Origin of the sequence: Streptomyces sp. NPDC096136 (assembly GCF_044763325.1) — a bacterium.
Taxonomy (GTDB): domain Bacteria; phylum Actinomycetota; class Actinomycetes; order Streptomycetales; family Streptomycetaceae; genus Streptomyces.
In genome coordinates this window covers 188,513-202,847 of the sequence record NZ_JBIWFZ010000009.1, presented here as the reverse complement: position 1 = coordinate 202,847, position 14,335 = coordinate 188,513, and the positions used below count along the sequence as shown (strand labels likewise).

Here is a 14,335-nt window from a genome sequence, read left to right as displayed (position 1 = left end):
GGATTGTCGGTGTCTGCGGCTACCGTCTGAACCATGGAAGGCACCGCGCACACCCCCGCGTACGACTCCTACGACCCCGCCGCCACCGAGCGGTGGGCCCCCGAGCCCGACAAGCGGCCCGGACGGACCGCCTTCCAGCGCGACCGCGCCCGCGTGCTGCATTCGGCCGCGCTGCGCCGCCTCGCGGGGAAGACCCAGGTGGTCACCCCGGGCACCCGCTCCTACGACTGGGACGCGAGCCCGCGCACCCGGCTGACCCACTCGCTGGAGTGCGCGCAGGTCGGCCGGGAGCTCGGCGCGGCCCTCGGCTGCGATCCCGACCTGGTCGAGGCGGCCTGCCTCTCGCACGACATGGGCCACCCGCCGTTCGGCCACAACGGCGAGGAGGCCCTCAACGAGTTCGCCAAGGACTGCGGCGGCTTCGAGGGCAACGCCCAGTCGCTGCGCCTGCTGACCCGGCTGGAGCCCAAGCGGTTCGTGCCCGACCCGGCCACGGGCGACCCTGTGAGCGTCGGCCTCAACCTGACCCGGGCCTGCCTGGACGCCGCCACCAAGTACCCGTGGGCCCGCGGCGGGCACCCCACCGACCCCGACTCGGTCAAGTTCGGGGCCTACGAGGACGACCTGCCGGTCTTCGACTGGCTGCGCCGCGGCGCGCCCGCCGACCGCAAGTGCTTCGAGGCCCAGGTGATGGACTGGTCGGACGACGTCGCGTACTCGGTGCACGACTTCGAGGACGGCCTGCACGCCGGGCACCTCGACCCCAACCTGCTGTTCGCCGAGCCCGAGCGCACCGCCATCTGGCAGGTCGCCATCGGCCGGTACGTGCCCGCCGGCACCGAGCCCGAGGAGCTGCGCGAGGCCCTGGACCGGCTGATGGAGCAGGAGTGGTGGCCGCACGGCTACGACGGCTCGGCCGTGGCGCAGGCCCGCCTGAAGGACGCCACCAGCCAGCTGATCGGCCGGTTCTGCCTGGCCGCCGAGGGCGCCACCCGCGAGGCGTTCGGCCCCGGCCCGCTGACCCGGTACGCGGCGGAGCTGGTGGTGCCGCGCCGGGCGCGCAACGAGTGCGCCGTCCTGAAGGCGGTCGCCGACCTGTACGTGATGCAGCGCGACGAACAGGAGCGGCTGCGGGCCGACCAGCGCATCGTCCTGGCCGAACTCGCCGAGGCGCTCAGCGCCCGCGCGCCGGAGGGACTCGACCCGCAGTTCCGGGCGATCTTCGACGCGGCGCCGGACGACAAGGCCCGCAAGCGCGCGGTCATCGACCAGATCGCCTGCCTCACCGACGCTTCCGCCCGGTCCCTGCACGCCCGCCTCACCCGTCGCGGGCGGCGCGCCGAAGGGTGAGCCGATCGGGCCATTCCCCCTTCACGGGGCAGGCTCGGTGCGGGACGCTCGCATGTGGCCGCACATGGCGGAGAGGTTATGAGGAGGCATCAGGTGGTCGACGCACACCAGACGTTCATCATCGTCGGCGCGGGGCTGGCCGGGGCGAAGGCCGCCGAGACGCTGAGGTCGGAGGGGTTCACCGGCCGGGTGATCCTGATCGGCGACGAGCGCGACCATCCGTACGAGCGGCCCCCGCTGTCCAAGGGCTACCTGCTGGGCAAGGAGGAGCGCGACAGCGTCTTCGTGCACGAGCCGTCCTGGTACGCGGGCGCCGACATCGAGCTGCACCTGGGCCAGCCCGCCGTGCACCTGGACCGCGCGGCGAAGACGGTGCGCCTGGGTGACGGCACCCTGCTCCACTACGACAAGCTGCTCCTGGCGACCGGCTCCGAGCCGCGCCGCCTGGACATCCCGGGCACCGGCCTGGCCGGGGTGCACCACCTGCGCCGGCTCGCCCACGCCGACCTGCTGCGCAAGGCCCTGACCTCCCTGGGCCGCGACAACGGGCACCTGCTGATCGCGGGCGCGGGCTGGATCGGCCTGGAGGTGGCGGCCGCGGCCCGCTCCTACGGCGCCGAGGTGACCGTGGTCGAGCCGCTGCCCACCCCGCTGCACACGGTGCTCGGCCCTGAGATCGGCCAGTTCTTCGCGGACCTGCACGCCGAACACGGGGTGCGCTTCCACTTCGGGGCGACGCTGACGGAGATCGTCGGCCAGGACGGCATGGTGCTGGCCGCCCGTACGGACGACGGCGAGGAGCACCCGGCGCACGCCGTGCTCGCCGCGATCGGGGCGGCGCCGCGCACCGCGCTCGCCGAGACCTCCGGGCTGGCCCTGGTGGACCGGGAGCACGGCGGCGGGATCGCCGTGGACGCCTCGCTGCGCACCTCCGACCCGGACGTCTTCGCGGTCGGCGACGTGGCCGCCGCCCAGCACCCGGGGCTGGGGGCCCGGCTGCGGGTGGAGCACTGGGCCAACGCCCTCAACGGCGGGCCGGCCGCCGCGCGGGCGATGCTGGGGCAGGAGGTCTCGTACGAGCGGGTGCCGTACTTCTTCTCCGACCAGTACGACGTGGGCCTGGAGTACTCCGGGTACGCCCCGGCGGGCGGCTACGACCAGGTGCTGGTGCGCGGGGACGTGGGCAAGCGGGAGTTCATCGCGTTCTGGCTCTCCGGGGGCCGGGTGCTGGCCGGGATGAACGTGAACGTGTGGGACGTCACCGAGCACATCCAGAACCTGATCCGGTCGAAGGCCCCGGTGGACCGGGAAAAGCTGGCGGACCCGTCCGTTCCGCTCGACTCCCTGGTCCCGGCCGAGGGGGCCTGACGGGTTTGCCGCCGCCCCACCGTAGAATTCTCGGGTGGCAGGACGGATCAACGACGACGACGTGAAGGCGGTACGGGACGCGGTCCCGATCGACGCCGTGGTCTCGGAGTACCTCCAGCTGCGCAACGCCGGCGGCGGCAACCTCAAGGGCCTGTGCCCCTTCCACGACGAGAAGTCCCCGTCCTTCCAGGTCAGCCCGAGCAAGGGGCTCTACCACTGCTTCGGCTGCCAGGCCGGCGGGGACACCCTCGACTTCATCATGAAGATCGACCACCTCTCCTTCTCGGAGGCGGTCGAGCGGCTGGCCGGCCAGGCCGGCATCACCCTGCGCTACGAGGAGGGCGGCTACACCGCCGGCACCAGCGGCCGCGGGGAGCGGATCCGCCTGGTCGAGGCGCACAAGGCCGCCGCCCAGTTCTACGTGGACCAGCTCGGCGGCGCCGAGGCCGAGATCGCCCGCCGCTTCCTGGCGGAGCGCGGCTTCGACCAGGCGGCGGCCGGGCACTTCGGCGTGGGCTACAGCCCGGCGGGGTGGGACCACCTGACCCGGTTCCTGCGCGGGCGGGGCTTCAGCGACAAGGAGCTGATCCTCTCCGGGCTGGCCCAGGACAGCCGCAGCGGCAAGCCCATCGACCGCTTCCGCGGCCGGCTGATGTGGCCGATCCGGGACATCAGCGGCGAGGTGGTCGGCTTCGGCGCGCGCAAGCTGCGCGAGGACGACAACGGCCCCAAGTACCTGAACACCCCCGAGACGCCGATCTACAAGAAGTCCCAGGTGCTGTACGGCATCGACCTGGCCAAGAAGGAGATCGCGAAGACCTCCCGGGCCGTGGTCGTCGAGGGCTACACCGACGTGATGGCCTGCCACCTGGCCGGGGTCACCACCGCCATCGCCACCTGCGGCACCGCCTTCGGCGGGGAGCACATCAAGATCCTGCGCCGGCTGCTGATGGACAACGCCACCGCCGAGGTGATCTTCACCTTCGACGGCGACGCGGCCGGGCAGAAGGCCGCGCTGCGCGCCTTCGAGGACGACCAGAAGTTCGCGGCGGAGACCTCGATCGCGATCACCCCGGGCGGGATGGACCCCTGCGACCTGCGGCTCGCGCAGGGCGACACGGCCGTCTCCGGGCTGGTGGAGTCCCGCACCCCGCTGTTCGAGTTCGCACTGCGGCACATCGTGTCCCGGCACAACCTGGAGAACCCGGCCGGGCGCGCGGCCGCCCTGGACGAGGCCGCTCCCGTCGTCGCCGGGATCAAGAACATCGCGATCCAGCACGAGTCGGCGGTGCAGCTGGCGGGCATGCTGGGCATCCGCGACGAGCAGTTCGTGGTCAAGCGCGTCGCGCAGCAGGCCCGCTGGGCGCGCGAGCGCGGCCAGCAGTCGGCGCCGCGGCAGCCGCAGCAGTCCGGCCGCCGCTACGAGGAGGCCCCGGCCGCGCCCGCCGCGGCGCAGCCGAGCGGTCCCGCCCTGAACCTGCGCAGCCCGGCGCACCGCACGGAGCGGGAGCTCCTCAAGCTGGCGCTCCAGCGGCCGGCCCTGGTCTCCCCGGCGTTCGACGCGTACGGGGCCGACGAGTTCACCGCCCCGCCGTACGCGCAGGTCCGCCAGGCCATCCAGGACGCGGGCGGAGCCGCCCAGGGCACCGAGGACTACCTGGCGCGGGTGCGCGAGGCCGCCCCGAACGACACCGTGCGCGCGCTGGTGACGGAGCTGGCGGTGGAGGCCATCCACGCCAAGACGGTGGACGAGGTCTACGCGGGGGTCCAGCTGGTGCAGGTCCGCCTGCGCGCCGTGGACCGGCGGGTCCACGAGATCCAGGGCCAGATGGCCCGCCTCGGCCCCCAGGCCCCGCCGGAGCAGCACGCGGCGGTCCAGCAGGAGCTGTGGGTCCTCCAGCAGTACGGCCAGCGCCTGCGCAACCGCGGCGCGGAAGGACTGTGACCTACCGCCGCAGCCAGTCCCCGCCCGGTATCTCGGTCCCCGACCGGGCGAGCCGGCGGGCCAGCGGCGCGGCCGCCAGGTACACCCAGGCCCGCACCCGGCTCCCGTCGGGCCGGACGGCGTCCCGCGCCACCCGGTCGTAGACGTTCCCGGGGCGGTCCGGCCCGGCGTACTCCTCCAGCAGGTCCAGTGCGTCCAGCAGCTCCCCGTACGCGTCCGCGGCCGGGGTGACCAGTTCCCCGGCTATCACCGAGCCGGCCCGCTCCACCGCGTACGGGTACCCCGGGCCCTCGTACAGCACGGCGCCCGGCAGCCGGGCCGGCTCCTCGGCCGCGGTGCGGCCGCGCAGGAACAGGTCGTGGTTGACCTCCCCGGGCCGCAGCGTCCCGTACACGAAGAACGGCAGGACGCCGCCGGATCCCGGCTGTTCGACCGATGCCACGAGCCCCTCCTCCGATACACCGGCTCCGACTCCACCGGACCTGCGCGGGCCGGGCCCGAAGGCCCCCCTTTCCCGTGCACCCCCACCGTACGCACCGCTGCCGCACGATCGCCGGGCCCCCGTGCCGGTGTGGGTGCGCACCGACGCTTCACCCGGACGGGGTGGGGGCGCACGGATGGCCGCGCAGGGCCCCTGACGTGCCCGGACGGCATCGCGGAGGGCGGCCGGGGCGATATCTGACGAGGGGTCAGCAGGCGGCCGCCGGGCGGCCCGGTTTTCCTCGGAACACGACCCCGTGTCCCCTGGAGTGACCCATGCGCCGCAGGACCGCCCACGCGCTGACCGCCGCCGCACTGACCGCCGCCGCCTTCGCGGGCCCGGTCGCGGGAGCGGTGGCCGCCGCGGACCTCGGCATGCCGCCCTTCGCGCCGGGGGACTTCGCCGTGCTGGAGGTCTGGCCGAAGTCCGCGCTGCCGGGCACCACCGTCACCGTGAACACCAAGGCCTGCGGCCCGGGCGGGCATGCGGAGGGCGACGCCACCACCGTGGGCGGGGGCCGCTTCAAGCTGACGCCGGGCACCCACAAGGAGGTGGTGGCGGGCCAGTTCCAGGTCGCCCGCGACCTGCGGCCCGGCACCTACGGCATCGGCGCCACCTGCGCCGACGGCAAGTTCGCCACCGGCGACCTGGTCGTCACCGCGCACGGCCCCCAGGGCCACGTGCGCACCGGGGTGGGCGGTGGCACGTCCACCACCACGGACCCGGCCAAGATCGCGGCGGGAGCGGCAGTGCTGGCCGCGGCCGCCGTCGGCGGTACCTGGCTCCTGCGTCGCCGGGCGAGCGGCACGCGGAGCTGACGGGCGCCCACCGCGGCTGCGGCCGCGGTCCGACCGGTACCGCCCCCCGTCGCCCGCCCCGCGAGGTCCCCCCGTTCGCGGGGCCGGGCGACGGCCACTCCTGTCCACGGCGAGGCAAGGGGGTACGACGCATGGCCGGCGGCTTCCCGGGCTTCCGGGGCATCCGTGACATCCGGGAGGCCGCGCGCGCCCGCGGCCGCCGGCCCGGGTCCGGCGGGGGCGCGGATGACGGCCGCGGGCGGGACAGTGCCGGCCACGGGGCGCGCCCCGGTCCGGCGGCCCGGCGCGGGCGGGCCGGCCTGGTCGCGGTGGCCGTCTGCGTCGGCGTGTGGCTCATCACCACCGGGTCGAACGAGACCGTCCGGCCGCCGCTCCCCTCCCCCGCCGACGCCCTGAGTGCGCAGGCCGTCTACCCCGGGAGCATCGACCCGCTCCCCGGCTCTCCCCCGACCCGGATCCGGATCCCGGCCATCCGCGTGGACGCCCCGCTCACCGGGCTCGGCCTGGAGCGCGACGGCAGCCTCGAAGTGCCGCCGCCCGCCCGGGGCGACCTCGCGGGCTGGTACCGCGACGGGACCGCCCCGGGCGCGACCGGCACCGCCGTGATCGCGGGCCACGTGGACAACGCGAGCGGCCCGGCGGTCTTCTACCACCTGGGGGCGCTGCACCGGGGGGCCGTCATCGAGGTCGCCCGCGCGGACGGGCGCACGGCGGTGTTCACGGTCCACGCGGTCGCGGTATACGACGCGAAGTCCTTCCCCGACCGGCGCGTGTACGGCCCCTCGCCGCGCGCCGAGCTGCGGGTGATCACCTGCGGCGGGGGCTTCTCGCCGCGCACCGGCTACCAGGGCAACGTGGTCGTCTTCGCACACCTCACCGGGACCTACTGAACCGGGCACCCCGCCTTCCGGACCAAGATCATCAACTTGCAGAATGACCCTTATGTCGAAAACGAACACGCCCAGAGCAGCCACGATCGACGACGCCGCGGACCTCGGCCGGACCCTGGCCCGCGCCTTCGCCGACGACCCGATGATGTGCTGGTTCTTCCCCGACGAGACCACCCGCGAGGAAGGCCTGACCCGCTACTTCTCGACGATCTTCACCCGGCAGTACGGCCGTCACGGCTTCTGCGAGCGCACCGACCTGGCCGCTTCCTTCTGGGTGGCGCCGGAGGCGCAGGCCAAGGCCGTTCCGGACGCGGAGACCATCGCGGAGCTGACGGACATCCTCGGCGACACGGCCCCGCTGTTCCGCGAGGCCGTCGAGGCGGCCGCCGAGCACGCACCGCCGGAGGAGCACTGGTACCTGGCCGTGGTCGGAGCCGACCCGGCGGGCCAGGGCCAGGGGCACGGGGCCGCGCTGCTGCGCTCCGGCCTGGCCCGGGCCGACGCGGCGGGCCTGCCCGTCTACCTGGAGTCCTCCAAGGAGTCCAACCTGCCCTTCTACGAGCACTTCGGCTTCACGGTGCTCGGCGAGGCGCAGCTGCCCGGCGGCGGGCCGACCCTGTGGGTGATGCGCCGGGCCCCGCGCGCCTGACCCCTCGGCGGGTGCGGGGCCCACGGGTCCCGCACCCGCTCAGCCCCACTGCTCCAGGCCGAGCTTGACCACCAGCGCGCCGACGACCGTCAGCAGCACGCCCCGGACGAAGCCGCTGCCCTTCTTGAGGGCCATCCGCGCCCCGACCATGCCGCCGGCCAGGTTGAACACGGCCATCAGCGCGGCCAGCTGCCAGAAGACCGTCCCCTGGTAGGCGAACATCGCGAGCGCGCCCGCGTTGGTGCAGCAGTTGACGATCTTCGCGGTGGCGGAGGCGGCGACCAGGTCGAGGTGGAGCAGGGCGGTGAGGGCCAGTACCAGGAACGTTCCGGTGCCGGGTCCGACGAGGCCGTCGTAGAAGCCGATGCCCAGGCCGGCGAGGGCGATGGTGAGCAGCACCCGCTTCCGGGAGACCGGCGAGGCGGAGGGGGCGGCGCCGAAGCCCGGCTTGAAGATCACCACGGCGGCGACCACCACCAGCACGCCCATGATCAGCGGCCGCATGGTGTCCTTGCCGATCCCGCCGGCGAGTGCGGCCCCGCCGATCGAGCCGGCCAGCGCGGCCAGGCCGATCCGGACGGCGAGCTTCACGTCCACGGGGGTCTTGCGCGCGTAGGTGACGGCCGCTCCGGCCGTGCCGACGATGGCCACCGCCTTGTTGGTCCCCAGGACGTAGCCGGGTTGGGCGTGCGGCAGGCCGAGCAGCAGGGCGGGCAGGAGCAGCAGTCCGCCGCCGCCCACCACCGCGTCGATCCAGCCGGCCGCCGCGGCGGCCGTGCACAGCACGATGATCATGGTCGTTGATATGTCAGGCACGGACCCGACCCTAGGGAGCGGATCCGTGCATGTCCCATCGATCCCCGGAAAGTTGCGCGAAGCTTGAGGTTCACGGCCCGCGCCCGGCGGCGGGCGAAAGCCTCACCGGCCGCCGCCGCGGGCGCTGAGGCCGGCGTTCCGTCCGGGTAACAGGAGCGATGCCACGGGGAAACAGCCGCCCCGCACGCTCGTTCCATGACCTCTCAGCAGCGTGTGGTGGTGATCGGCGGCGGCCTGGCGGGCCTGCGGCTCGCCGCTCGGCTGGGACCGGCCGCCGCGGTGACCGTCCTCGGCGAGGAGTCCCGCGCCCCCTACAACCGGGTCCTGCTGGCGGAGGTGCTGGCCGGCCGGTACGCCCCCGACGTGGCCGCGCTCCCGGACCCGGGCCCGGTGCTGCGGCGCGGGGTGCGGGCGGTGCGGATCGACCGCGCCGCGCGGCGGGTGCACTGCGACGACGGCACGGCCCCGGAGTACGACGCCCTCGTGCTGGCCACCGGCTCGAACCCGGTCCTGCCGCCGCTGCGCGGGCTGTTCCCGCCCGGCGGCGGGGAACTCCCCGAGGGGGTGCACGCGTTCCGCACCATGGACGACTGCCTCGCCCTGGGCGCGGCCGTCCGTCCGGGCGTGCGCGCGGTGGTGATCGGCGGCGGGCTCCTCGGCGTCTCCGCGGCCCGGGCGCTGGCCGCCCGGGGCGCCCAGGTGGTCCTCGCCCAGCAGGCCGAACGACTGATGGAGCGGCAGCTCGACGCCGACGCCTCGGCGCTGCTGCACGCCCACCTGACCGCCCTCGGCGTGGAGATCCACACCGAGTGCCGCGTCAGGGGCCTGGCCACGACCGGTGCGCCGCCGCACGCAGCCCCTTCCCGGCCCGGCCGGGCCCACCGCAGGGTCACCGGGGCCGAGCTCGCCGACGGCTACCGGCTCGACGCCGACCTCGTCGTCCTCGCCTGCGGCGTGCGCCCCCGCACCGGACTGGCCCAGGCCGCCGGGCTGGAGGTCCGCAAGGGCGTCGTGGTCGACGACCGGCTGCGCACCGCCGACCCGTGCGTCCACGCCATCGGCGACTGCGCCGAGCACGCCGGCCGGCTCTACGGCCTGGCCGGGCCCGCCCTGGAGCAGGCCGACGCCCTCGCCGCCACCCTCTCCGGCTCCCCCACCGACTACACCGGCACCCGCACCCTGACCCGGCTCACCCTGGGCGGCGCCGACCGCCCCCTCGACCTCGCCGCCTTCGGCGACCCCACCCCGCTGCCCGGCGACGACGTGGTCCGCCTCGCCGACGCCACCCGCCGCACCTACCGCAAGGTCGTCCTGCGCGGCGACCGGCTCGTCGGCGGGGTCCTCCTCGGCGAGCTCTCCACCGTGGGGGCCCTGGCCCGCACCTGGGAGGGCGACGAGTCCCTGGACGCACCGCACGACATGTTCCACCTGCTCACCGACGACGGAGGCCACTGACATGACCGAGCCCCTGCCCGCGATCGTGCTCATCGGGCACGGCATGGTCGGCCAGCGCTACCTGGAGGCGCTCGCCGAACGCGGGGCCACCGCCACGCACCGCGTCACCGTGCTCTGCGAGGAGCCCCGGCCCGCCTACGACCGGGTGCACCTCACCTCGTACTTCTCCGGCAGCAGCCCCGAGGAGCTCTCCCTCACCCCGGCCGGCTTCATGGAGGAGCACGGCATCGAGCTGCACCTGGACGACCCCGCCGAGGCCGTCGACCGCGAGGCCCGCACCGTCACCTCGCGCTCCGGGCGCGTCTTCCCGTACGACGTCCTCGTCCTGGCGACCGGCAGCCACCCCTTCGTCCCGCCCGTCCCCGGCAAGGACGCCCCGGGCTGCTTCGTGTACCGCACCATCGAGGACCTCCTCGCGATCGAGGAGTACGCGAAGACCCGGTCCAACGGCGCCGTGGTCGGCGGCGGGCTCCTCGGGCTGGAGGCCGCCGGCGCCCTCCAGGGCCTCGGGCTCGCCACCCGCATCGTGGAGTTCGCGCCCCGGCTGATGCCCGTCCAGGTGGACGAGGGCGGCGGCGCGGCCCTGCTGCGCACCATCGAGGGCATGGGCCTGACCGTGCACACCGGCGTCGGCACCCAGGCGGTGCTGACCGGCGCGGACGGCTCCGTCACCGGGATGAGCCTGTCCGACGGGTCCACGGTCGACACCGAGCTCGTCGTCTTCTCCGCCGGGGTCCGCCCCCGCGACCAGCTCGGCCGTGACTGCGGCCTGGCCGTCGGCGAGCGCGGCGGGATCTCCGTCGACGCCCGCTGCCGCACCTCCGACCCGCGCGTGTACGCGATCGGCGAGTGCGCGCAGGCCGTCGACGGCCGCGTCTACGGCCTGGTCGCGCCCGGCTACGAGATGGCGGAGACCGCCGCCGAGGACCTGCTGGGCCGCGAACGGGAGTTCACCGGGGCCGACCTGTCCACCAAGCTCAAGCTGCTCGGCGTGGACGTGGCCTCCTTCGGCGACGCGCACGGCGCCGCCGAGGGCAGCCTGGACGTCGTCTGGTCCGACTCCCGCTCCGGGATCTACAAGAAGCTCGTCATGTCCTGCGAGGGGGTCCTGCTCGGCGGGGTGCTGGTCGGCGACGCCGACGCCTACGGGCTGCTGCGCCCGCTGACCGGCAGCGTCCCGCCCGTCGCCCCCGAGCAGCTGGTGCTGCCCGCCGGACTCGGCCCCGCCGCACAGCTCGGCCCGTCCGCGCTGCCCGACACCGCGGTGATCTGCTCCTGCCACAACGTCACCAAGAAGGCCATCACCGCCTGCTCGACCCTGCCCGAGGTCAAGAAGTGCACCAAGGCCGGGACCGGCTGCGGCGGCTGCCTCAAGGTGATCGGGCAGCTGCTGCCGCCCGCCGCCGACCCGGGGCTGTGCGGCTGCTTCGCGTACACCCGGGCGGAGCTGTACGAGATCGTCCGCACGCGGCGCCTCGCGTCGTTCCGGGAGCTCCTCGACGGGCACGGCCGGCCGGAGGCCCGGGGCGGCGAGGGCTGCGAGGTCTGCAAGCCCGCCGTCGGCTCGGTCATCGCCTCCCTCGCCCCCGCCGTGGGCGCCAGCGGCTACGTCCTCGACGGGGAGCAGGCCGCCCTCCAGGACACCAACGACCACTTCCTGGCGAACCTCCAGCGCAACGGCTCGTACTCGGTCGTCCCGCGCATCCCGGGGGGCGAGATCACCCCCGAGAAGCTGATCGTGATCGGCGAGGTGGCCCGCGACTTCGGCCTCTACACGAAGATCACCGGCGGCCAGCGCATCGACCTGTTCGGGGCGCGCGTGGAGCAGCTGCCGGGGATCTGGGCCCGGCTGGTCGACGCCGGCTTCGAGTCAGGGCACGCGTACGGCAAGGCCCTGCGGACGGTGAAGTCCTGCGTGGGGCAGACCTGGTGCCGCTACGGGGTCCAGGACAGCGTGCGGATGGCCATCGACCTGGAGCTGCGCTACCGGGGCCTGCGCGCCCCGCACAAGCTGAAGTCGGCGGTGTCCGGCTGCACCCGCGAGTGCGCGGAGGCGCAGAGCAAGGACTTCGGGGTCATCGCCACGGCCAACGGCTGGAACCTCTACGTCGGCGGCAACGGCGGCGCCGTCCCGCGCCACGCGGACCTGCTCGCGCAGGACCTGTCGGACGCCGAACTGGTGCGGCTCATCGACCGCTTCCTCATGTTCTACATCCGCACCGCCGACCGGCTGGAGCGGACCTCCACCTGGCTGGAGCGGCTGGAGGGGGGCCTGGACCACCTGCGGGACGTGGTGGTGCACGACTCGCTCGGGCTGTGCGCGGAGCTGGAGTCGCTGATGGCCGAGCACGTGGCGCACTACCGCGACGAATGGGCCGAGACGCTCCGGGACCCGGACCGGCTGCGGCGGTTCGTGTCCTTCGTGAACGCGCCCGGCGCCCCCGATCCGACCGTGAGGTTCGTCCCCGAGCGTGACCAGGTCAAGCCCGACCTGGCCGTCCTGACCATAGGAGGTCCTGTCCGATGACCGTCGAACTGCGCGTGGCCGAGGGCTGGCTGACGGTGTGCGAGCTGTCCTCGCTCACCCCGGGCCGCGGGGTCGCGGCCCTGCTCCCGGACGGGTCCCAGGCCGCGGTGTTCGTCGACCGCACCGGGCGCCCGTACGCGATCGGCAACCAGGACCCCTTCACCGGCGCGCAGGTGCTGTCGCGCGGGCTGGTGGGGTGGGCGGCGGGCCGGGCGTTCGTGGCCTCGCCGCTGCTGAAGCAGCGCTTCGACCTGGAGTCGGGGCGCTGCCTGGACGACGAGGAGGTGGCGGTCCGGACGTACCCGGTGCGGACCGCCGCGACCTCGTAGGGCGGAGGGTCAGCCCTGGACGACGGCCGGGTCCATCCACATGATCTCCCAGGTGTGGCCGTCGAGGTCGTCGAAGGCCCGGCCGTACATGACGCCGTGGTCCTGGGCGGGGCGGGGCTCGGTGGCGCCGGCCGCCAGGGCCCCGTCGACCAGCTCGTCGACCGCGGCGCGGCTCTCGGCGCTCAGGCAGAGCAGCACCTCGGAGGTGGTGCGGGCGTCCGCGATGGCCTTGTGGGTGAAGTCCTTGTAGCGGGCCTCGGTCAGGAACATCGCGACGATGCTGTCGGTGATGGGCATGGAGGCGCAGTTCTCGTCGGTGAACTGGGCGTTGAAGGAGTAGCCGAGCTTGCCCCAGAACGCCTTCGTGGCCTCCAGGTCGCTGACGGGCAGGTTGACGAAGATCATGGTGGAGGGCATCCCGGTGTCTCTTCTCTCTGGTGGGGCGCGGCGCGCGGCGCGCGTGCTCCGTTCGTTGCTGTCGAGAGGTAGACCGGGGCCGGCGCGGGAACTCATCGCCCCGCGCGGGATTTTCTTCGACTTTTTTCGACGGGCCAGGAAACCGCAGGTCAGTGCCGGTTCCAGGGCGGCGGCCGGAGGGGCCGCCGCCCTGGTGAACCGATCCTTCAGGAGACCACCGCGCCGCCCTTGAGGAGGGCCGCGCCCAGCGGGGTCACCGTGTGCAGGACGGCGTTGCCGTGGCGCAGGGTGGTCACCAGGCCCGCCTCGCGCATCACGCAGGCGTGCTGGCTCGCCGAGGCCAGGGAGACCCCGGCCCGGCGGGCGAGTTCGCTGGTGGTGGCCCCGTCGCCGATGGCCCGCAGCACCACCGAGCGGGTGTGGCCCACCAGCTTGCCCAGGGTGCGCTGGCGCTGTTCCTCGGCCGGCCGCGCGGCCTCCCCGCCGGCTCCGGCGGAGGCCAGCTGGGCGGCCGCCGGATAGACCAGCACGGGCGGCAGCTCCGGGTCGTGGAGGGTCACCGCGGTGCGCCGGCAGAAGAAGGACGGCTGGAGCAGCAGGCCGCGCCCCCGCAGCCGTACGTCCCGGTCCACCGGGTACTCGCATTCGAGCACCGGGGCCCGCCAGCGCAGCATCGGCGGCAGCGAGGCCAGCAGCTCGTCGGCGCCCCCGTCGAGGAGGGCGCGGCCGCGGGCGGCCCGCTCCGCCTCGATCTGGGCCTGGATGTGGGTCCAGTACGGTTCCACGGCCGCCCGGTGGTAGCCGCGCAGCTCGCCCAGCAGCCGGGGCAGGTGCTTGGTGCCGCCGTCCATGAACTCCCGCAGCCGGGTCGGCGGCGGGGTCCCGAAGGCCGCGCCGAAGCCCGCGGCGGCGCCCGCGCCCACCAGGGACAGTTCGTGGCGCAGCCGGTCCGCGTGGAGGCCGCGCAGGGCGTCGAGGCCGACGTCCCACCCGTACTGCCCCTCGGACGGGGTCAGGAAATCGGGGAAATAGCCGCGAGCCGGTATCAGCGCGCTCAGCAGCCTTGTTTCACCATTCAACCGGCTCCGGGCTTCCGTACGCCATTCGCCGAACAGCCGGGCGTCACGCCGGTCTCTTAAGCGATGAAAACTAAGAATCGTTTCCCACAACGCATCGGGACGCCCTGCCATCCGTACGCGTGCCAGGTCCACTCCAGTGAAATGGATACGCAGCACCGAACCCCCACCTGTGCAACCGCAATCCCCCCGCCCCACGAGTATGCATGCCGTC

At 74.3% G+C, this 14,335-nt stretch carries 13 protein-coding genes; 9 read left to right on the top strand and 4 right to left on the bottom strand.

Annotated features, from left to right (window positions below):
* Positions 1–33 precede the first annotated feature (33 nt).
* The 3 genes from ACIRBY_RS20720 (at position 34) to dnaG (ending at position 4,663) form a co-directional block, all read left to right on the top strand.
* Positions 34–1,350, top strand: a complete 1,317-nt coding sequence (locus tag ACIRBY_RS20720; RefSeq protein WP_403902248.1) for a deoxyguanosinetriphosphate triphosphohydrolase — start codon at positions 34–36, stop codon at positions 1,348–1,350.
* A 93-nt stretch (positions 1,351–1,443) separates the two neighbouring features.
* Entirely contained in the window at positions 1,444–2,718 is a 1,275-nt protein-coding gene (locus ACIRBY_RS20715) for an NAD(P)/FAD-dependent oxidoreductase (protein ID WP_403902246.1), read from the top strand.
* A 34-nt stretch (positions 2,719–2,752) separates the two neighbouring features.
* Complete coding sequence (gene dnaG, locus ACIRBY_RS20710; protein WP_403902245.1) at positions 2,753–4,663, top strand: DNA primase; 1,911 nt, start codon at positions 2,753–2,755, stop codon at positions 4,661–4,663.
* Between the two features lies 1 nt (position 4,664).
* On the opposite strand, the gene ACIRBY_RS20705 is transcribed toward dnaG, so the two are convergent.
* On the bottom strand, positions 4,665–5,105 hold the full coding sequence (locus tag ACIRBY_RS20705) for a gamma-glutamylcyclotransferase family protein (RefSeq protein ID WP_403902243.1): 441 nt from the start codon (positions 5,103–5,105) through the stop codon (positions 4,665–4,667).
* A gap of 314 nt (positions 5,106–5,419) precedes the next feature.
* On the opposite strand from ACIRBY_RS20705, the gene ACIRBY_RS20700 reads away from it, so the two are divergent.
* The 3 genes from ACIRBY_RS20700 (at position 5,420) to ACIRBY_RS20690 (ending at position 7,501) form a co-directional block, all read left to right on the top strand.
* Positions 5,420–5,962, top strand: a complete 543-nt coding sequence (locus tag ACIRBY_RS20700) for a hypothetical protein (protein ID WP_403902242.1) — start codon at positions 5,420–5,422, stop codon at positions 5,960–5,962.
* Between the two features lie 131 nt (positions 5,963–6,093).
* Complete coding sequence (locus ACIRBY_RS20695) at positions 6,094–6,852, top strand: class F sortase (RefSeq protein ID WP_403902241.1); 759 nt, start codon at positions 6,094–6,096, stop codon at positions 6,850–6,852.
* Between the two features lie 43 nt (positions 6,853–6,895).
* On the top strand, positions 6,896–7,501 hold the full coding sequence (locus ACIRBY_RS20690) for a GNAT family N-acetyltransferase (RefSeq protein WP_403902239.1): 606 nt from the start codon (positions 6,896–6,898) through the stop codon (positions 7,499–7,501).
* A gap of 39 nt (positions 7,502–7,540) precedes the next feature.
* On the opposite strand, the gene ACIRBY_RS20685 is transcribed toward ACIRBY_RS20690, so the two are convergent.
* Complete coding sequence (locus ACIRBY_RS20685; protein ID WP_403902238.1) at positions 7,541–8,317, bottom strand: sulfite exporter TauE/SafE family protein; 777 nt, start codon at positions 8,315–8,317, stop codon at positions 7,541–7,543.
* Between the two features lie 195 nt (positions 8,318–8,512).
* Between ACIRBY_RS20685 and ACIRBY_RS20680 the strand changes: the two genes are divergently transcribed.
* From ACIRBY_RS20680 to nirD, 3 genes are read left to right on the top strand one after another with little or no spacing between them, the layout of a single operon-like run.
* The gene (locus ACIRBY_RS20680; protein ID WP_403902236.1) at positions 8,513–9,772 is read left to right on the top strand and encodes an NAD(P)/FAD-dependent oxidoreductase; all 1,260 of its coding nucleotides are present in this window, start codon (positions 8,513–8,515) and stop codon (positions 9,770–9,772) included.
* Between the two features lies 1 nt (position 9,773).
* The gene (nirB, locus tag ACIRBY_RS20675; protein ID WP_403902235.1) at positions 9,774–12,299 is read left to right on the top strand and encodes a nitrite reductase large subunit NirB; all 2,526 of its coding nucleotides are present in this window, start codon (positions 9,774–9,776) and stop codon (positions 12,297–12,299) included.
* Positions 12,296–12,628 (top strand): nitrite reductase small subunit NirD, encoded by a 333-nt coding sequence (nirD, locus tag ACIRBY_RS20670; protein ID WP_366453091.1) that lies wholly within the window; start codon positions 12,296–12,298, stop codon positions 12,626–12,628. Before nirB ends, nirD begins: the two co-directional genes overlap by 4 nt.
* Before the next feature lie 9 nt (positions 12,629–12,637).
* Here nirD and ACIRBY_RS20665 read toward each other — a convergent pair whose 3' ends face one another.
* On the bottom strand, positions 12,638–13,045 hold the full coding sequence (locus ACIRBY_RS20665) for a VOC family protein (protein ID WP_403902234.1): 408 nt from the start codon (positions 13,043–13,045) through the stop codon (positions 12,638–12,640).
* A gap of 206 nt (positions 13,046–13,251) precedes the next feature.
* A complete protein-coding gene (locus tag ACIRBY_RS20660) occupies positions 13,252–14,280 on the bottom strand; it encodes a helix-turn-helix domain-containing protein (protein WP_052291211.1) in 1,029 nt (342 codons plus the stop codon).
* Positions 14,281–14,335: the final 55 nt, after the last annotated feature.